The sequence below is a fragment of the Primorskyibacter aestuariivivens genome, assembly GCF_028023675.1.
GTDB classification, from domain to species: Bacteria; Pseudomonadota; Alphaproteobacteria; order Rhodobacterales; family Rhodobacteraceae; genus Marinovum; species Marinovum aestuariivivens.
Genome location: NZ_JAQIOZ010000023.1, coordinates 32595 through 51270 on the forward strand (window position 1 = coordinate 32595; position 18676 = coordinate 51270).

The window sequence follows — 18676 nt, forward strand, 5'->3', positions numbered from 1 at the left end:
TGCGTGACGGGACGAGGCGGGGCGCTCAGGCCGCGCGCGCCAGCGATTGCGCCAGCGGGATCGTCACAAGGTTTTCGGTCTCGTGGCGGTTCTGGAAATGCAGCGCCTGGGTATAGTAAGGTTGCACATCCAGCCCAGTGCCCTGCGTCTTGCCAAATTTGCGGAACAGCGCCCAAGACGCCTCGTTATCGGAGGTGATCGTGGTCTGGATACGCTCGACATCGTCGCACTCGGCACGATCCAGAATGGATTTGAGCATCAGCGTGCCCAGCCCCATGCCGCGTGCCTTCTCGGACACGGCGACCTGCCAGACAAACAGCGTTTCGGGGTCGTTGGGCATCACATAGGCCGAAATCCAGCCCACAACCTCGCCCTTGAGCTCGGCCACGACACAGGTGTCGGCAAAATGATCGCATTGGATCAGATTGCAGTACATGGAGTTCTCATCCAGCGGCTTGCAGGCACGCACCAGTTCCCAGATCGCCGCACCATCCTCGGAGCGAGGCTTGCGAAGGCTGGGAATATTGGCTCTGGCGAGGTCACGTGGATGCTGCATTGCTTGGCTCCTGATTGCTTCGGATGTCGAAATAGCAAGGCTCGCATGATATTTCAACAGTCAAAGCATATTTTGTTCTGCGCGCGACAAAATGCGCCCAAATGCGCAATATGTCGCGTATAACGCCGCAAGGGAACGAAGTGAACTCGGAAGTATCTGGTTAGAGACCCTAATAACTTGCCGCTTCACAATAACTCGAATGCCATCTATACTTAGCCGACTAAAGTATTGGAGGCCGATCCATGGATCGCATCGACACCAGCCTGATCGCCCTGCGCCGAATCCTGCGCGCGACCGAGATGTTCGGGCGTGAAATCACGCAATCCGCCGGTGTGACCCCGGTGCAGTTCCGCGTGCTGCAGATCATCGGCGAGACGGGTCAGACCACGGCCAAGACCATCGCCCAGCGCATGCGCGTGAGCCAGGCGACCGTGACGTCGCTGGTGGACAAGCTGGTGCGCGAAGGCATGGTGCTGCGCGAGAAATCCACGCTGGACCGGCGGCAGACCAATATTCACATCACGCCCAAGGGCAAGAAAACCCTGGCCGACGCGCCTGACCCGTTGCAGCAGCGCTTCGTACGCAAGTTTTCGGCCATGGAGGATTGGGAACAGGCCATGCTGGTGGCCAGCCTTGAACGCATTGCCGCCATGCTCGACGCCGAGGATATCGACGCCTCGCCCGTGCTGGATACCGGCGATATCAAACGCGCCAGCGAAACCTGAGCTGCGCGTCCCACCCAAATACCTTTGCCCCAGAAAACGGGCACGCCGAAAAAAACAGGCGTGCACGTAAATCATATCTGTTAAACCTCCATCACATCACGCGATAATCTCGGCAGAAGACCGGATGGAACAGGGAGAAACACCATGCGTAACCTTACTTTTGCAGCAGCGGCGACACTTGCGCTGGCAACGGCCAGCGGGGCGGCAGCAGATTGCGGCGAGGTCTCGATCACGGAGATGGACTGGGCCTCGTCGGCGGTTGTCACCTCCGTCGCCAAATTCCTGATGGAACAGGGCTATGGCTGTACGGTCACCGTCGTCCCCACAACCACCGTCCCCGCCATGACCTCGGTTGCGGAAACCGGCGAGCCGGACATTCTGACCGAGCTTTGGACCAGCTATACCGAGGTCTATGAAGAGCTGCGCGCCGAGGGCAAGCTGACCGAACTGGCCAAGGTGCTGTCGGATGGCGGGGTCGAGGCGTGGTGGATTCCGCAATACCTTGCCGATGCGCATCCCGAACTGACCACGCTGGACGGAATCAAGGCCAACCCGGATCTGGTCGGCGGGCGCTTCCACGATTGTCCGTCGGGCTGGGGCTGCGACATCACGAATTTCAATAACTTCAAGGCCGCGGGTCTGGCAGACGCCGGGATGGAACGGTTCCAGCATGGATCGGGCGAAACGCTGGCGACATCGATCGCAGCGGCTTATACCGCCGAGGAGCCGTGGTTCGGCTATTACTGGGCGCCCACAAGCGTGCTGGGCAAATACCCAATGGTACAGGTGGAAATGCCCGCCTATGACGCAGAGACCCACACCTGCAACGGGCTTGAGGACTGTGCCACACCGGGCCTGTCCGCCTATCCGGTATCCAATGTGGTGACCGCTGCAACGTCTGATTTCGTCAACCGCGAACCCGACGCCGCCGAGCTGATGCGCAACATCACCTTCACCAACGCCCAGATGGGCGAAGTGCTGGCCTGGCAGGAAGCCAATGAAGCGTCTTACGAAGAGGCCGCTGTTTATTTCCTCACCACCTACAAGGATGTCTGGGGCAACTGGTTGAATGACGAGGCGCGCGAAAAGCTGGCACCGCTGCTGAAATAATCCGTCACCCTGCCCCCGTGCGGTTGCACCCGCGCGGGGGCATTTGTTAGATCGGGCTTCATTGCTTGGGAGCGGTGCCATGGCGGCCTACGACAACCTGTTCGACACGCTTGGCCTGCGCGACTGGTGCGACGCGGACAAATCCGAGGCGCCGATGTCCATGGCGCAGCTTCTGTCGCAGACGCAAGGCGCGGACGCCGCCGCCGAGGAGACCGGCCTGCCCTTTCCGTCGCTGGACGTGTTGCACGAGTCCTGCCACGCCATTGGCCAGACCCGCGATCTGACGGCGGGGCTGGAAGAAGGGTTCCTGTCGATCCGGGGGCAGCTCAAAACCGTGCTCGACCCGATCACACAGCCGCTGAGTTGGATGCTGGACGGCACGCTCTATGTTTTCGAGACCACGCCGTGGTGGGTCATGATCCCGCTGCTATTGCTCCTGTCCTGGGTGGTCAGCCGCTCGCGCGCGGTCACCGCTTTCGTCGCCGTCGTGCTGTTGTTCTTTGCCCTGATCGACCATTACGAGGTGGCCATGCAGACGCTGGCCATCGTGTTTGTCTGTACCGGGCTGTCGGTGTTGTTGGGCGTGCCCATCGGCATCGGCATGTCGCGCTCGAACACCGCGCAGCGGCTGATCGTGCCGATCCTCGACCTTCTGCAGACCCTGCCGACCTTCGTCTACCTGATCCCGCTGATTTTCCTGTTCTCGGTCACCGAATCCAAGCTCTACGGGATCGCCATCATCCTCTATGCCATTGTGCCGGTCATTCGTCTGACAGACCTTGGCATCCGGCTGGTGGATCAGGATGTGGTCGAGGCCGCCAATGCCTTTGGCATGACCCCGAACCAGAAACTGTTCCGGGTCGAACTGCCGCTGGCGCTGCCCAATATCATGGCCGGTGTGAACCAGACCATCATGATGAGCCTGGCCATGGTGGTCATCGCTTCGCTGGTCTCTGCCCCCGGTCTTGGCGTGCTGGTGCTGCGCGGCATCCGCAATCTTGAACTGGGCGTGGGCATCGTGGCGGGGCTGGGCATTGTACTTTTGGCTGTCATCCTGGATCGCGTGTCCAAGGCCGCCCTGTCCCGCGTGGACAAGCAACGCAACGCACAGTGAGTGGCCATATGACAGCCAAAATCTCCATCCGCCATCTCTACAAGATCTTTGGCCCGCGCGAGAAAGAGATGGTCGCCAAGGTCAAGGCCGGGATCGACAAGCCGACGCTGCTGGAACAGCATTCCCATGTGCTGGGACTGGATGACATCAACGTGGATATTCAGGCCGGTCAGACCACCGTCATCATGGGGCTGTCCGGGTCGGGCAAATCCACCCTGATCCGCCATCTCAACCGGTTGATCGACCCCACTGCGGGCGAGATCCGTGTCGATGGCGACGACATCATGAAACTGGGCAAATCCGAGCTGCGCAGGCTGCGCCAGAAGAAAATGTCGATGGTGTTCCAGAAATTCGCCCTGCTGCCGCATCGCACGGTGTTGCAGAACGCGATGATGCCGCTGTCCGTGCAGGGTGTGGCCGCGTCCGAGCAGGATCGTGAAGCGCGCAAATGGCTGGCGCGTGTGGGGCTGGACGGGTTCGAGGATCGCTACCCCGCACAGCTTTCGGGCGGCATGCAGCAACGTGTCGGCATCGCGCGGGCGCTCACCGCCAATACCGATATCATGCTGATGGACGAGGCGTTCTCCGCGCTTGATCCGCTGATCCGCACCGACATGCAGAACCTGTTGCTGGAGTTGCAGGCGGAACTGCACAAGACCATCGTGTTTATCACCCATGATCTCGACGAGGCGCTTAAACTGGCCGATCACCTCGTGATCCTCAAGGACGGCGCAGTGGTGCAACAGGGAGAGCCGCAACAGATCCTGCTGGAGCCTGCGACGCCCTATATCGAGGACTTCGTGAGCGACATCAACCGCGCCCGCGTGCTGCGCGTGGGCTCGGTCACATCACCGCTCTCTGCCTCACGCTTTGACGGCGACATCGACGCGGGCAGCACGCTGGAGAAGCTCATCGCGCTGTCCGATGGCGACACCAACCACGTATACCGCGTGATGCGTGGGGATGAGGTCATTGGCCAGCTCGACATGAAGGATCTGGTCAAGGCGCTGGTGCCGCGCGTGCGGTCGAGCGGCGAGAGTGGCGCGCCAAAGGGGTGAATGTGCTGCGCGACCCGGGTTGGCGGCATGGCGATCAGCAAAGGGCGGAACGTCGGGAATGAGCCCGTAGTGACAACCGCTGTTGGTATGCCCGGGGGAACCACGGGCCGCGCCCGACCCTCCCCCCGGGAGGGCGCATGGTGAGCGGTTTCGCTCCAAACCTTTGTTATACGAGCAGCGATGCTGCGGCCTAAAGATAGCTTCGCTTGCGCCCACCCAGGGTCGAGCCCGGCCCTTAGGACTTCAAAGCCAACGGCAGCAAAGTGCGCACTCCGGACATCACCCCGGCAATTGCGCCTTTCGATCCCGCCCGATTTCTTGTAACGCGGGACCGCTGCGCCACGGGCGCCGTCAGACCACCCTGGACAAGAGCACCCCATGCTGCGGATCAATGACATTTCCTATTCGGTCGAAGGCCGCCCACTGTTCGAGGGTGCCAGCGCCACCATTCCCGCCGGTCACAAGGTCGGTCTTGTGGGACGCAATGGCACCGGCAAGACCACGCTGTTTCGCATGATCCGGGGTGAACTGGCGCTGGAAGGCGGCGAGATCACCCTGCCCGAACGCGCCCGCATCGGCGGCGTGGCGCAGGAGGTGCCCTCTTCCGATGTCTCGCTGCTCGACACGGTGCTGGCGGCCGATACCGAGCGCGCGGCGCTCATGGCCGAGGCCGAGGCCGCAAGCGATCCCACCCGCATTGCCGATATCCAGACACGGCTGGCCGATATCGACGCCTGGTCGGCCGAGGCGCGGGCGTCGTCGATCCTCAAGGGGCTGGGTTTTGATTATGCCGAGCAACAGATGCCCTGCTCCGCCTTTTCCGGCGGCTGGCGGATGCGGGTGGCGCTGGCCGGCGTGCTCTTTGCGCAGCCCGATATTCTGCTGCTGGACGAACCGACCAACTATCTCGACCTCGAAGGCGCGCTCTGGCTGGAAAGCTATCTGGCGAAATACCCCCATACGGTGATCATCATTTCCCACGACCGGGGGCTTTTGAACCGGGCGGTAGGTGCGATCCTGCATCTCGATGAACGGCGGCTGACCTTCTATCAGGGCCCCTATGACCAGTTCGCCCGCCAACGCGCCGAACAACGCGCCGTCCAGGCCTCGATGGCCAAGAAACAACAGGCCCGCGTCGCCCATCTGCAAAGCTTTGTCGACCGGTTCCGCGCCAAGGCATCCAAGGCCAAACAGGCGCAGGCGCGGCTGAAGATGATCGAAAAGATCGACCTTGTCGCCGCCCCCGAAGAGATCGCGCGCAAGGTCTTTACCTTTCCCCAGCCCGAGGAACTCTCGCCGCCGATCATTTCCATCGAAGGCGGCGAGACCGGCTATGACGGGGTGCCGGTGCTCAGGCGGTTGAACCTGCGCATCGACCATGACGACCGGATCGCGCTTTTGGGCAAGAACGGTCAGGGCAAATCCACCCTGTCGAAACTGCTGTCGGACCGCTTGCCGCTTTTGGCGGGAAAACTGACCCGCTCCAACAAGCTGCGCATCGGCTATTTCGCCCAGCATCAGGTGGATGAGTTGCATATTGATGAGACCCCGCTGCAACATCTGAGCCGCGCGCGCCCCGATGTGCTGCCCACCCGGCTCAGGGCGCAACTGGCGGGGTTCGGGCTTGGCGCGGATCAGGCCGACACCGAAGTGGGCCGCCTGTCGGGCGGACAGAAAGCGCGCCTGTCGCTCTTGTTGGCGACACTGCACGCGCCGCATCTCCTGATCCTCGACGAGCCGACCAACCACCTCGATATCGAAAGCCGCGAAGCGCTGGTCGAGGCGCTGACGGCCTATTCCGGCGCGGTGATCCTTGTCAGCCACGACATGCATTTGCTGTCCATGGTGGCGGACCGGCTCTGGCTGGTGGGCGACGGCACGGTGAAACCGTTTGATGATGATCTGGAAGCCTATCGCAAGCTGCTTTTGAGCGCCGACAAGCCGGTGAAGACCGACAAGGCCAAAGCGGCCAAACCCAAGCGCCCGTCGCGCGATGCCATCCTTGCCCTGCGCGCCGAGGTCCGCAAATGCGAGGAGCGCGTCGAGAAAATCTCGGATATGCGCGACAAGCTGGCCAGCAAACTGGCCAATCCCGCGCTTTATGACGAGGAACGCGTGGGCGAACTGGAGGTCTGGAACCGAAAATATGCCGAGGTGATGGAGGGGCTGGACCGCGCCGAGATGCTCTGGGAACGGGCATTGGAAAAACTGGAAGCGGCGGAAAGCGCCTGAGCCCAAAGTCGCGAAATCTTCAAAAGATTTCGGCCCGATTTCTTTAAAAGAAATCGGTTTTGGTTGGCCGCGCACAATTGACAAAGCCCTGCTGTCGTGATCGCAAAGACCCATGGACACCGCCTTTCTCATCTCTGCCTTTGTCACGCTCTTCGTGGTGATCGACCCGATCGGGCTGACCCCGCTCTTCGTGGCGCTGACCCAGGGCATGACATCGGCGGCACGCCGCGCCATCGGGTTGCGCGCCTGTGGCGTCGCGGTTCTCTTGCTGGCTCTGTTTGGCCTGTTCGGCGAGGCGGTGCTGGGCTTTGTCGGCATCTCCATGCCTGCCTTCCGTATCGCGGGTGGCCTGCTACTCTTTCTCACCGCACTGGACATGCTGTTTGAGCGTCGCACCAAGCGGCGCGAGGATCAGGCCGAAGAAGAGGATGACCGCCCCGACCCGTCGGTCTTTCCGCTGGCCATCCCGCTGATTTCGGGCCCCGGGGCGATTGCCTCGATGATCCTGCTCACCGGTGAACGCCCGGGGCTTGAGGGCTATGCCATGGTCACCGGCGTCATGGTCGCCGTGGTGGCCATCGTTCTGACGCTCTTTCTCATGGCCGGGCTTCTGGAGCGCGCGCTGGGCCGCGTGGGCATCAACGTCGTCACGCGTCTGCTGGGCATGTTGCTGGCCGCCTTGTCGGTGCAATTCGTGCTCGACGGGTTGCGCGATTTCGGGTTTGCTGCGGGCGTAGCCTCGTAATCGCGTCCACCCTGCCCTATCTCAGGGGAGAAGGAGAACGCCCATGTCGTCCATGGACACCGGACAACTGATCTATCTCGCAATGCTGCTGGGGGCTGTGCTGTTCTGGTTTGTGACCGCCAACCGCGGCAGCCGTGGCACGGTCGCGCAACATGCGCTGATGTGGGTGCTGATCTTTTTCGGGGTGGTCGCGGTCTATGGCCTCTGGGCCGATATCCGCCACACCATCGTGCCGCGGCAATCGGTATTTGCCGAGGCGGGCCGGATCGAGGTCCCGCGCAGCGCGGACGGGCATTACTACCTGACCCTCGACGTGAATGGCGTGCCGACCCGGTTCGTGGTGGATACCGGTGCCACCTCGATCGTGCTTCTGGAGGAAGACGCCAGGGCGGCGGGCTTTGATCCTTCCGATCTCATCTATGCCAGCACGGCCATGACCGCCAATGGCCCCGTGCGCACCGCGCGCGTGGTTCTGGACGAGATCGGCGTGGGCGCGGTGACTGACCGACGCGTCGGCGCCTATGTCAACGAAGGCGCCATGCCCGAAAGCCTGTTAGGCATGAGCTACCTGCAACGGTTTGACCGGTTGGAGATTTCCGGCGGCACTCTCATTCTCGAACGCTAAGACCTTCGCCCTTGTGCCAAAAGCCTCCTCGCGCGTAGCCTTTGTCCCGGAGAGACAAGCAGGAGCAAGCGCATGCGCTGGATGGCAACCGCGCTGTTGATGGGCTGGGCCTCACTTGGGGGCGCGGCCAGCATCGGGACAACCGGATCGGGTGACAGCGCGATGGTCGTGATCACAGGTGAGCTTGTTCAGGGGGATGCGGCGCGCTTTACCGAAGCCGCGCTCAGCCACCGCGACGCCACCGTCGTGCTGGCCAGCCCCGGCGGCAGCCTGCAGGCGGGCATTGATATTGGTGAGGCTGCGCGGCTTCTGGATATGCGCACCATGGTGCCCGATGACGCGGTCTGTGCCTCGGCGTGTGCGCTGGCCTGGCTGGGCGGGACACGGCGGGTGATGGGCAATGGCGCGCAGATCGGGTTTCACGCCGCCTATCGCGTGACCGAACAGGGCGGCGCGTCGGTATCGTCCATGGGCAATGCGCTGGTCGGCGGTTACCTGAACAAGCTGGGCCTGTCGGATCAGGCGATTTTCTACATCACCCGCTCCGACCCCGCCGCGATGCAATGGCTGAGCGAGGAGGACGCGCTGCGATTGGGCATCTCGGTCCAGAAAAGCGGCGCGGCCGTTGCGGGCGCGCAATCGCTGGGCACGCCTGCGCCCCGGCCCGCGGAGCCGCGCGTGACATGGGCCGTGAAACCCAATGTCTCCAAGGGCTACCAGAATATCCGCTCCGGTCCCGGCACGATGCATCCGGTGGTGTTCCGTATCCCGGCGCGCGAGGGCGGCATCACCGTCAGCCAATGCCGCAGGCCCGACCCGGGCGGCGGGCGCTATGACTGGTGCTACGTGACATGGCGGGGGCAAAGCGGCTGGTCCTCGATCAACGGGCTGGAGCAGGAAATTGGGAATTAAGCAGTATGTTCTTGCCCTCGGCCTGATCGCGGGCAACGCGATGGCCGATCCCCTGCCTGACGGGTTCGTCTACCTGCGCGATGCGGCACCGGAGATTGCGCAGGATATCCGTTATGCCGGGCCGTATAATTTCACCGACCGCCCCGTGCCGGGCTATCAGGCCGCGGAATGCGTGCTGACCCGGCAGGCAGCCGAGGCGCTGGCCACGGTCCAGACCCGGCTTGTCGCGCAGGGCTATGGGCTGGTGGTCTGGGATTGCTACCGCCCCGACCGCGCCGTCAAACATTTCGCCGCCTGGGCGCGCAACAAACGCGCCGGGCAGCTCAAGCCGGTGTTTTATCCCGACATTGCCAAGGCTGACCTGCACCGGCTGGGCTATATCGCGCGTCGCTCGGCCCATTCGCGCGGCTCGACCGTCGATCTGGGGCTGGTCCGGACGGGAGAGCCGCCCATTACACCTGCGATGGACGACCTGCGTGCCTGTGATGCGCCATATGAGTCGCGCCCACGCGAAACATCGGTCGATATGGGCACGAATTTCGACTGTTTTTCGGATCAATCGGGGCTGGGTGCGCGGCTGTCGCTGGAGGTCTGGGACAAGCGGGACCGGCTTGAAAGCGCCATGAATGAGGCCGGGTTTCGTGGCTATTCCAAGGAATGGTGGCATTTCCGCCTGCGCAATGAGCCCTTCCCGACGCGGCAGTTCGATTTCGTGATCGGCCCGCGCGATACGGGCAAAGACTGAACCGCACCAAATGGGAAACGATTTCTTCAAAAGAGTGAGGCAAGAAAACTGTCTGGGGGACAGTTTTCTTGCTGAACGGACCGAAAGCTTTTGAAGATTTCGGTTAACCGCTCTCCGCCTTCTTCTCCCAGCGCCCGCCCTCTTCGGACCAGTATTGCGCCGCGCAGCCCGCGCCAGTCAGTGCCTTCCACTGGCCTCGTGCATGGCCCACCGCCTGCTCGTCATGGCCATCAAACAGGATACAGACCCGCTCCAGCCGCTGTACTTCTTCGGCGGCCACTTCTGCGCCATCGACCGACATGAGGCATTGCGGATCATTTCCCGCCGCGCCCGAGGTCAGCAGCACGGGTTGCAGCCCGTCATGTGGCCCGCCCGCCCGGCCATGGGGCAAAAACCCCTCCTCCGGGCCAAGCCACAGTTTTTCGTCCAGCCAGTCAAGACGGCCCTCCTCTACGCCCCTGACCGCCACACGCCAGCCCGCTGCAAGGGATTTCTCCAAGAGCAGCGGCAGCGTCGCCTCCAGCGGGCGGCGGGTCAGGTGGTAGAAAAAAGCCGCGCCCATCTCAGCCCTCGAACTTGTCGCGCACCAGCCGGTCCAGCGCCATGACGCCCCACCCCGTCGCACCCTTCGGCGCAAGGTCGGTGTCCTTGGTGACCTGCGCCACACCCGCGATATCAAGGTGAATCCACGGACAGTCCTCTTTCACGAAGCGGCCCAGAAATTGCGCGGCGGTGATGGACCCGGCGGGACGCCCGCCGACATTCTTCATATCGGCCTTCTGCGACTTGAGCTGATCGTCATAGCTTTGTCCCATCGGCATGCGCCATGCGCCTTCACCCTCGGCAGCCGCGGATTTCAGGAACGCATTGCAGAGCGCGTCATCGTTGGAGAACACCCCGGCATTGTCATGGCCCAGCCCGATGATGATCGCGCCGGTCAGCGTGGCCAGATCAATCATGCCCGCCGGTTTGAACGTCTCCTGCGCGTACCACATCACGTCACAGAGCACCAAGCGCCCCTCGGCATCGGTGTTGATCACCTCGATCGTGTCGCCCTTCATGGACTTGACGATATCGCCCGGGCGGGTGGCATTGCCCGAGGGCATGTTTTCCACCAGCCCAACAAGCCCCACCACATTGGCGGGCGCTTTGCGCAGCGCCAGCGCTTTCATCACGCCCGACACCACGCCAGCACCGCCCATATCCATGGTCATGTCTTCCATGCCCGCGGCGGGTTTGAGGCTGATACCGCCGGTGTCGAACACAACACCTTTGCCCACCAACGCCAGCGGGGCTGCGTCTTTCTCGCCGCCCATCCATTTCATCACGACAACCTTGGACGGGCTGTCAGAGCCCTGCCCCACGCAAAGCAGCGCGCCCATACCCAGCTCTTCGAGCTTGTCCTCTTCCAGCACCTCGACCTCGACACCGAGACCCGAGAGCGCCTCAAGCCGGGCGGCAAATTCACGGGTGGTCAGCACATTGGCAGGCTCGGACACCAGATCGCGGGTAAAGAACACGCCCTCGGCGACGGCGGCCTTGGGCGCGTAGGCCGCGCTCAGATCGTCGGGTTTGGAGCACATCACCGTCAGCGTCGCGTCGCGCGGGGTGTCCTTGCCGGTCTTGTGATCGGAAAATTCATAGCCGCGCAGCGCCAGCCCTAGCGCGAGTTCGTCCATCTTGGCACGCCCACCGGCCAGCACCAGAAGATCCGCGTCGCCGCGCGCCCTGGCCAGCGCGGCCCCGGCCTTGCGCGCCGTGGCTTCATCCGGGCGGCGCGGCAGTTTGAGCACATCCACCGCATCCGCTTCCATCCCCACAGGCGCTGTGAGCGAGGCCAGATCACCCGCCTTCATCTTTTCAAACCGCGCGCTTTCGGCAAAGCGCTTGAGCGCCTGTTTGGTCTGCCGGTTTACCCGCCGCGCGCCGGGGTCCAGCTTGCCCTCTTCATCAAGAATCACGGCCACCCGGCCCGGGGCGGTTGCAATCGCGTCCAGGTCAGTCTCGGCAAAGGTGATTTTGGCAGGTGTGGTCATGGTTGGTCGCTCCCGGTTTTCTCTGCGTTGCACAAGTCCTAGTGGGAGAAATGCCCCCAAACCACCCCCCAATGTGGCAACGATGCGCAATTCCCAACGTGCTTGCGCCCAAAAGGTCGTTTTCCCTGTCGGCGAATTCCTTTACTGTCGCTCTCATAATCAAGGTTTGGGGGAACCGGTTGTCCAGATTCGACAGATATATGCTGTCGCAGTTATTCGTGCTTTTCAGCTTTTTCGCGCTGGTTCTCGTGGCTGTGTACTGGGTGAATCGCGCAGTGATCCTGTTCGATGAACTGATCGCGGATGGGCACTCGGCCACGGTGTTCCTGGAATTCACGGCGCTGTCCCTGCCCAAGGTGATCGGCATGGTTCTGCCGATGGCCGCTTTTGCGGCGGCGGTCTATGTCACCAACCGGCTGAGCGGTGACAGCGAGTTGACGGTGATGCAGGCGACGGGCTACTCGCCGTGGCGGCTGGCGCGGCCGGTGTTCATCTTCGGCCTGTTCGTGGCGGTGATGATGAATATCCTGACCCATGTGCTGATCCCCGCCTCGCTGGAGCAGCTCAAGGAACGCGAGCGCGAGATTGCGGGCTCGGTCAGTGCCAAGCTCCTGCGCGAAGGCGTGTTCCTGCATCCGGCAGATGACGTGACATTTTATATCCGCGACATCTCGCCCGAGGGGGAGCTGCGCGATGTCTTCATGTCGGACGAACGCGACCCGTTGCGCCATATCACCTATACTGCGGAACGCGCCTATCTCCTGCGGGACGAGGCCGGGCCAAAGCTGATCATGGTGGATGGCATGGCGCAAATCCTGACGCCCAAGACTGGCCAGCTTTCGACCACGAATTTCACCCAACTGTCCCGCGATATCAGCGGGTTGATCGCACAGGGTGGCGGGTCACCCCGCAAGCTGCGCTATATCCCGACATGGGAGCTTTTGTGGAGCACCGACGCCATCGAAGACGAGGTGCGCGAGGACAAGGGCGAGATCCTGATCGAGGCGCATAAACGGCTGACCGCACCGCTGCTGGGGCTGGTGGCCGCCCTGATCGGGCAGGCCGCGCTTCTGGTGGGCGGATTCAGCCGGTTTGGCGTGACCAAGCAGGTCGTCCTCGCGGTGTTCCTGATCGTGGTGGTGCAGTTGATCGAAGGGGCCACGACCGACCCGGTGCGCTCATCGCCCGAGCTTTGGCCGCTGAGTTACAGCCATATTATGATCGGGTTGCTGATCTGGGCTGCCTTGCTCTGGCGTGCGGGCCATCCCATGGCCTTTGTGCGCCGCAAACAGCGGGGCGCAACGCCCGAAACAGAGGTGACCGCATGACGCTGCATCTCTATTTCGCGCGGCGGTTCCTGACCGTGTTCCTTGCGCTTCTGGCGCTGTTTTTCCTGTTCGTGGCGCTGCTCGACCTGATCGAGCAGGTGCGCGCATTTGAAGATGCGCCCTTCTCGACCGTGCTCAAGATCACCCTGCTCAACACGCCCGAGGGCCTTTATGAGATGCTTCCGCTGGTGATGATCCTGTCTTCGATCACGCTCTGCCTTGCGCTGGCGCGCTCCAGCGAATTGGTGGTCGCGCGGGCAGCGGGGCGTGCGGGGCTCGTCTCTTTGTTCGGCCCCTTGATGGTGGCGCTGCTGGCGGGCGCCGTGACCGTGGCCGTTTTCAACCCGATCGTGGCGGCCACCTCGCAACGCTATCACGACCTGCGCGAATTGCAGGATTCGGGCGGCATGTCGACGCTCTCCATCGGGAGCGAGGGGCTTTGGCTGCGCCAGGGCGACCGGCGCGGCCAGACGGTGATCCATGCGGAACGCTCGAACCCCAATGCGACGCTTCTGCATGATGTGACCTTCCTCGCCTATGCCGCCAACAGCGGGCCGGTGCGGCGGATCAAGGCCGAAACCGCGCGGCTTGCGGAGGGCGAATGGGTCCTGACCAATGCCAAGGTCTGGCCGCTGATCCCCGGGATCAACCCCGAGGTCAACGCAGCACTGCATGATGAACTGCGCCTGCCCTCGACCCTGACGCAGGAGCGTATCCGCGACAGTTTCGGGAAACCCTCTGTCGTGTCGATCTGGGATCTTCCGGCCTTTATCAATCAGTTGGAGACCGCCGGTTTCTCGGCCCGGCGCCATGCGGTCTGGATGCAGATGGAACTGGCGCGGCCGCTGTTCCTTGTGGCGATGGTGCTTCTGGGCGCGGCCTTTACCATGCGGCATGCGCGCTCGGGCCGCACCGGTCTGGCGGTGCTGGGGGCCTTGATGCTCGGCTTCGGGCTTTACTATGTGCGCAACTTCGCCCAAATCCTTGGTGAGAACGGACAGATTCCGGCAACGCTCGCGGCGTGGGCACCCCCCATCGCCTCGATCTTTCTCGGACTGGGGCTGATCCTGCAGATGGAGGACGGATGATGCGGCAGGTGACATGGGCATATTGGGCCGCGCCTGTTCTGTTGGCCGCCTCCCTGGTCCTGGCCCCCGGCGCGCCGCTTCGCGCGCAAACGGCTGACGAGGCCGCGGTATCCGAGGAACAAAGCAAAATTGCCTTTCTGGTGGCCGACAATGTGGTGGTCACCGATGACGGACGGCTGATTGCCGATGGCAACGTGGAAGCGCTTTATGACGGCACCCGGCTCTGGGCGGAACGTATCGTCTATGATCAGGAAAACGACACGCTCGAAATCGAGGGCCCGATCCGCATCGATGATGGCAACGGCATCGTTGTTCTGGCCGATGGCGCATCGCTCGACAGCGGTCTGGAAAACGGGCTTCTGACGGGTGCGCGGCTGGTGCTGGACCAGCAATTGCAGCTTGCCGCGGTACAGATCGCGCGGGCCGAAGGACGCTATTCGCAGCTCAGCAAGACAACCGTGACCTCCTGTCAGGTCTGCGGCAAGAACGCCGTGCCGCTCTGGTCGATCCGCGCCCGGCGCGCCATCCACGATCAGGAAGAACGCCAGCTTTATTTAGACGGGGCGCAGTTCCGGGTGCTCGACATCCCGGTAATGTACATCCCGCGCCTGCGCCTTCCCGATCCGACGCTGGAGCGCGCGCGCGGCTTCCTGTTCCCGTCGATGCGCTCGACCACGGAACTGGGAACCGGGGTCAAGGTGCCTTATTTCCTGCCGCTGGGCGATCACGCGGACCTCACGATCACGCCGTATATATCCGAGGAAACCCGGACGGTCGAACTGCGGTTCCGCAGGGCGTTCCACAACGGCGATATCGAATTCAACGGTGCCGTGACCAGCGACACGCTGCGCTCCGACGGGCTGCGCGGCTATCTTTTGGGCGAAGGTGAATTCGACCTGCCCCGCGATTACGTGCTCAAATTCGACATCGAGCTGACCTCGGACGAGGCCTATCTTTCGGAATATGACTATTCCAGCAAGGACCGGCTCGACAGCGCGATCAGCGTGACACGCGCGAAACGGCACGAATATTTCGATGCCAGCCTGATCAATTACAATTCGCTGCGCGATAACGAACAGAATGCCCGCCAGCCCACGATCATCCCCGATATCAGCTACGAGCGGCGCTACCAGCTTGACGGGTCAGTGGGCGGCGAATTGCGCATGGCACTCAATGCCCATAGCCACCTGCGCTATTCTGACGAGGATATCCTTGGCCGCGATGTGACGCGGGCGACCGCCGAAGTCACATGGCTGGATCGCTGGACGACGACCGGCGGGCTGCAGCTTGGCGCGCGCGCCGGGCTGGCGGTGGATCAGTTCTGGATCGAGGATGACAGCAGCTCGGATCCCAGCGCCACGTCCATCACCCCCAGCGCCGCGCTGGAACTGCGTTATCCGCTGCTGCGCAGCACGTCCTGGGGCGCGCGGCAATTGCTTGAACCGATTGCGCAAATTGGCTGGAGCGGCGGGTCGAACCCCTCTGTGGCCAATGATGAAAGCCTGCGTCAGGAACTGGACGAGGGCAACCTGCTTGATCTGTCGCGCTTTCCGGCACCGGACCGGCGCGAACGCGGGGCGTCGGTCGTCACCGGGCTGCGCTTTCTGCACGATGATCCGCGCGGCTGGGAGGCCGGGCTGGCCGTGGGTCGCGTGTTCCGCGAGATTGCCCATCCCGATTTCACCAAGAGCTCCGGCCTGAACGAGGCGATGTCGGATTGGCTGTTATCGGCCCATTTCCGCCACGAGGACGGGCTGTACCTGATGGGGCGGACCATCGTCGACGACCGCGGCGAGGTCTCGAAATCCGAAGCGCGCGGAAGCTGGAACAACGATCTGCTCGATCTCGGCGCGTCATTCCTCATCCTGCCCTCCGACGAGGATGAAGGCCGCAGTGAGCGCGCGGCGGAATGGTCCTTTGACGGGGCATACCGTTTGTCGCGCCACTGGACGGCAAGTGGCGATCTGCGTTACGACATGGCCGATGGCCGTGCGGTCAAGGCCGGGCTAGGCATGGCGTATAGAAACGAATGTATCGAGGCGAATTTTTCGGCCACGCGCCGCTTTGCGAATTCCAGCAATCTGGACCCATCGACCTCTTTTGGTCTAACGGTTACGCTCAAGGGGTTCAGCACAGGCGGCGACGCAGGAGGCTACAGCAGGACATGCACACAATGACCAAGACCATTTTCCGCCCCATGTTGCGCCGTGCCGCAATGGCCCTTTGCGCCGCGACCCTGTCGCTTGGTGCCGTGCCGGCACTGGCACAGGGGCTGTTCTCGCCCGCGATCAAGGTCAATGACCAGGTGATTACCAATTACGAATGGAACCAGCGTACACTATTCCTGCAGCTCCTGCGCGCCCCCGGCGACCCGCGCGAAAACGCCCGCAAGCAATTGGTGGAAGACCGGCTCAAGCTGGATGCGGCCCGTGCGGCGGGCATCTCGGTGACCAATTCCGACATTGCCAACGGCATGACCGAATTTGCCGCCCGCGCCAATCTGAGCGCCGATGAATTCGTGCGCGAGATCGGCAAGGCCGGGATCGAGTTGCAGACCTTCCGCGATTTCGTGCAGGCCGGTCTGGCCTGGCGCGAGGTGCTGCGCGCACGCTTCGCCGGTCGGGTGCAGATTTCCGAGGCCGAAGTGGACCGCGCGCTGTCCTCGCAAGGCGGAGGGTCCTCCGTGCGGGTGCTGCTGTCTGAAATCATCATGCCTGCCGATCCAAGCAACGCGCAGCAGGTCCAGGCGCGTGCCGCCGAGATTTCGCAATACACAACAGAGGCACAATTTGCCGCCGCCGCGCGCAACTACTCGGCGACGCCCTCGCGCGGTCGCGGCGGCAAGCTGCCCTGGCAAAAGCTTGAGGACCTGCCCCCGCCCCTGCGCCCGCTGGTGCTGGCGCTGGCCCCGGGCGAAGTGACCGAGCCGCTGCCGCTGCCCAATGCGGTTGCGCTGTTCCAGATGCGCGCCATCGAGGAAACCGAATATTCCCCGCCCAGCTATTCCGCCATTGAATACGCAGCCTATTACATGGCGGGCGGGCGCAGCGAACAGACCCTGGCCCAGGCCGAACGGCTCAAGGCCCGTGTCGATCGCTGTGACGATCTCTATGGCGTCGCCAAGGGCCAGCCCGAAGAGGTACTCGACCGCGACGCGCTGCCGCCCGAGGATATCCCGACCGATATCGCGCTGGAACTGGCCAAGCTGGACCCCGGTGAGGTCTCCACCACGCTGACCCGCGCGAACGGGCAGACGCTGGTTTTCCTGATGCTCTGTGGTCGCAGCCCGGCGGTCGAAGAGGCCCCCGACCGCGAAGCTGTCATCACCGGATTGCGCAACCGTCGTCTTGAATCGCTGTCGAATTCCTTCCTCGAAGAGCTGCGGGCCGACGCGCGTATCGTTTTCTACGAATGATCCCCCCTGCCCCGGTCGTGCTGAGCTGTGGCGAGCCTGCCGGGGTTGGCCCGGAACTTGCGCTGCGTGCGTGGGAGGTTTTGCGGGATGAGGTGCCGTTCTGTCTCATCGGGGACATGCGCCACCTGCCCGATAACGACACGCCGCGCGTCGAGATCGCCGATCCCTCCGAGGCGACCCGAGCGATGCCCCATGGCCTTCCGGTGCTGCATCGCGATTTCGGCCCGCCGGTCACGCCCGGCGTGCCGCATCCGGCCCATGCGCAACCCGTCATTGACGCCATTGCCGAGGGCGTGGCCATGGCCATGGACGGGCGCGCCCGCGCGCTCTGCACCGCGCCGATCCACAAACAGGCGTTGCAGGATGGGGCTGGCTTTGCCTATCCTGGCCATACCGAATATCTCGCTGCGCTGGCGGGCGTGGAACGCGTGGTGATGATGCTGGCCTCGCCCCTGCTGCGGGTCGTGCCGGTGACCATTCACATCCCTCTGTCCGAGGTGAAAACGGCGCTGACACCTGCACTTGTGGAAGAGACGATCCGCATCACCCATGCCGGGCTGATCCAGCGTTTTGGTATCCAAGCGCCGCGCATCGCCGTCGCCGGGCTGAACCCGCATGCGGGCGAAGGCGGCAAGATGGGGCGCGAGGAGATCGAGATCATCTCCCCGGTGCTGGATCGGCTGCGCGGCGACGGCATGGAGATTGCCGGGCCGCTATCCGCCGACACGATGTTTCATGCACCCGCCCGCGCCCGCTATGACGTGGCGGTTTGCATGTACCACGATCAGGCGCTGATCCCGATCAAGACGCTCGATTTCGATCGCGGCGTGAATGTCACCCTTGGCCTGCCTTTCCTGCGCACCTCACCCGATCATGGCACAGCCTTCGACATCGCGGGCAAGGGGCTGGCAAATCCTGCATCGCTGATCGCGGCGCTGCGCATGGCGGCAGATGCCTGAGATGCGGATGAGCAAAGAGAAGAAGACA

The 18676-nt window shown here is 63.1% G+C and carries 17 protein-coding genes; 14 read left to right on the forward strand and 3 right to left on the reverse strand.

The window, feature by feature from the left end; all coding sequences use genetic code 11:
- Nucleotides 1-25: 25 nt before the first annotated feature.
- On the reverse strand, nucleotides 26-556 hold the full coding sequence (gene ectA, locus PGB28_RS19060; protein ID WP_271423123.1) for a diaminobutyrate acetyltransferase: 531 nt from the start codon (nucleotides 554-556) through the stop codon (nucleotides 26-28).
- 242 nt (nucleotides 557-798) lie between these two features.
- On the opposite strand from ectA, the gene PGB28_RS19065 reads away from it, so the two are divergent.
- The 9 genes from PGB28_RS19065 to PGB28_RS19105 all read left to right on the forward strand — a co-directional run bounded on the left by PGB28_RS19065 (nucleotide 799) and on the right by PGB28_RS19105 (nucleotide 9822).
- On the forward strand, nucleotides 799-1281 hold the full coding sequence (locus tag PGB28_RS19065) for a MarR family winged helix-turn-helix transcriptional regulator (RefSeq protein WP_271423124.1): 483 nt from the start codon (nucleotides 799-801) through the stop codon (nucleotides 1279-1281).
- Nucleotides 1282-1425: 144 nt separating this feature from the next.
- Nucleotides 1426-2391: an ABC transporter substrate-binding protein gene (locus PGB28_RS19070; RefSeq protein WP_271423125.1), complete on the forward strand. Its 966-nt coding sequence runs from the start codon at nucleotides 1426-1428 to the stop codon at nucleotides 2389-2391.
- Between the two features lie 79 nt (nucleotides 2392-2470).
- A complete protein-coding gene (locus PGB28_RS19075) occupies nucleotides 2471-3505 on the forward strand; it encodes an ABC transporter permease (RefSeq protein WP_271423126.1) in 1035 nt (344 codons plus the stop codon).
- An 8-nt stretch (nucleotides 3506-3513) separates the two neighbouring features.
- The gene (locus PGB28_RS19080; protein WP_271423127.1) at nucleotides 3514-4563 is read left to right on the forward strand and encodes a quaternary amine ABC transporter ATP-binding protein; all 1050 of its coding nucleotides are present in this window, start codon (nucleotides 3514-3516) and stop codon (nucleotides 4561-4563) included.
- Nucleotides 4564-4941: 378 nt separating this feature from the next.
- The gene (locus tag PGB28_RS19085; protein ID WP_271423128.1) at nucleotides 4942-6795 is read left to right on the forward strand and encodes an ATP-binding cassette domain-containing protein; all 1854 of its coding nucleotides are present in this window, start codon (nucleotides 4942-4944) and stop codon (nucleotides 6793-6795) included.
- A gap of 112 nt (nucleotides 6796-6907) precedes the next feature.
- On the forward strand, nucleotides 6908-7540 hold the full coding sequence (locus PGB28_RS19090; protein WP_271423129.1) for a MarC family protein: 633 nt from the start codon (nucleotides 6908-6910) through the stop codon (nucleotides 7538-7540).
- 43 nt (nucleotides 7541-7583) lie between these two features.
- A complete protein-coding gene (locus PGB28_RS19095; RefSeq protein WP_271423130.1) occupies nucleotides 7584-8165 on the forward strand; it encodes a retropepsin-like aspartic protease family protein in 582 nt (193 codons plus the stop codon).
- Nucleotides 8166-8237: 72 nt separating this feature from the next.
- Nucleotides 8238-9077 (forward strand): hypothetical protein, encoded by an 840-nt coding sequence (locus PGB28_RS19100; protein WP_271423131.1) that lies wholly within the window; start codon nucleotides 8238-8240, stop codon nucleotides 9075-9077.
- Nucleotides 9067-9822 carry a M15 family metallopeptidase gene (locus PGB28_RS19105; RefSeq protein ID WP_271423132.1) on the forward strand — a complete coding sequence of 252 codons (756 nt, stop codon included), beginning with the start codon at nucleotides 9067-9069 and terminating at the stop codon, nucleotides 9820-9822. Before PGB28_RS19100 ends, PGB28_RS19105 begins: the two co-directional genes overlap by 11 nt.
- A 103-nt stretch (nucleotides 9823-9925) precedes the next feature.
- Here PGB28_RS19105 and PGB28_RS19110 read toward each other — a convergent pair whose 3' ends face one another.
- Together PGB28_RS19110 and PGB28_RS19115 are read right to left on the reverse strand one after the other, a co-directional pair.
- On the reverse strand, nucleotides 9926-10384 hold the full coding sequence (locus PGB28_RS19110) for a DNA polymerase III subunit chi (protein ID WP_271423133.1): 459 nt from the start codon (nucleotides 10382-10384) through the stop codon (nucleotides 9926-9928).
- Between the two features lies 1 nt (nucleotide 10385).
- Entirely contained in the window at nucleotides 10386-11858 is a 1473-nt protein-coding gene (locus PGB28_RS19115; protein WP_271423134.1) for a leucyl aminopeptidase, read from the reverse strand.
- A 200-nt stretch (nucleotides 11859-12058) separates the two neighbouring features.
- Between PGB28_RS19115 and lptF the strand changes: the two genes are divergently transcribed.
- The 5 genes from lptF to pdxA are packed head-to-tail and all read left to right on the forward strand — an operon-like array spanning nucleotide 12059 to nucleotide 18648.
- Complete coding sequence (gene lptF, locus PGB28_RS19120) at nucleotides 12059-13186, forward strand: LPS export ABC transporter permease LptF (protein ID WP_271423135.1); 1128 nt, start codon at nucleotides 12059-12061, stop codon at nucleotides 13184-13186.
- On the forward strand, nucleotides 13183-14274 hold the full coding sequence (gene lptG, locus PGB28_RS19125) for an LPS export ABC transporter permease LptG (protein WP_271423136.1): 1092 nt from the start codon (nucleotides 13183-13185) through the stop codon (nucleotides 14272-14274). The genes lptF and lptG overlap by 4 nt, the downstream gene beginning before the upstream one ends.
- Nucleotides 14274-16451, forward strand: a complete 2178-nt coding sequence (locus PGB28_RS19130; protein WP_271423137.1) for an LPS-assembly protein LptD — start codon at nucleotides 14274-14276, stop codon at nucleotides 16449-16451. The genes lptG and PGB28_RS19130 overlap by 1 nt, the downstream gene beginning before the upstream one ends.
- Nucleotides 16448-17689 (forward strand): peptidylprolyl isomerase, encoded by a 1242-nt coding sequence (locus PGB28_RS19135; RefSeq protein ID WP_271423138.1) that lies wholly within the window; start codon nucleotides 16448-16450, stop codon nucleotides 17687-17689. The genes PGB28_RS19130 and PGB28_RS19135 overlap by 4 nt, the downstream gene beginning before the upstream one ends.
- Nucleotides 17686-18648: a 4-hydroxythreonine-4-phosphate dehydrogenase PdxA gene (gene pdxA, locus PGB28_RS19140; RefSeq protein WP_271423139.1), complete on the forward strand. Its 963-nt coding sequence runs from the start codon at nucleotides 17686-17688 to the stop codon at nucleotides 18646-18648. The genes PGB28_RS19135 and pdxA overlap by 4 nt, the downstream gene beginning before the upstream one ends.
- The last annotated feature ends 28 nt before the right edge of the window (nucleotides 18649-18676 follow it).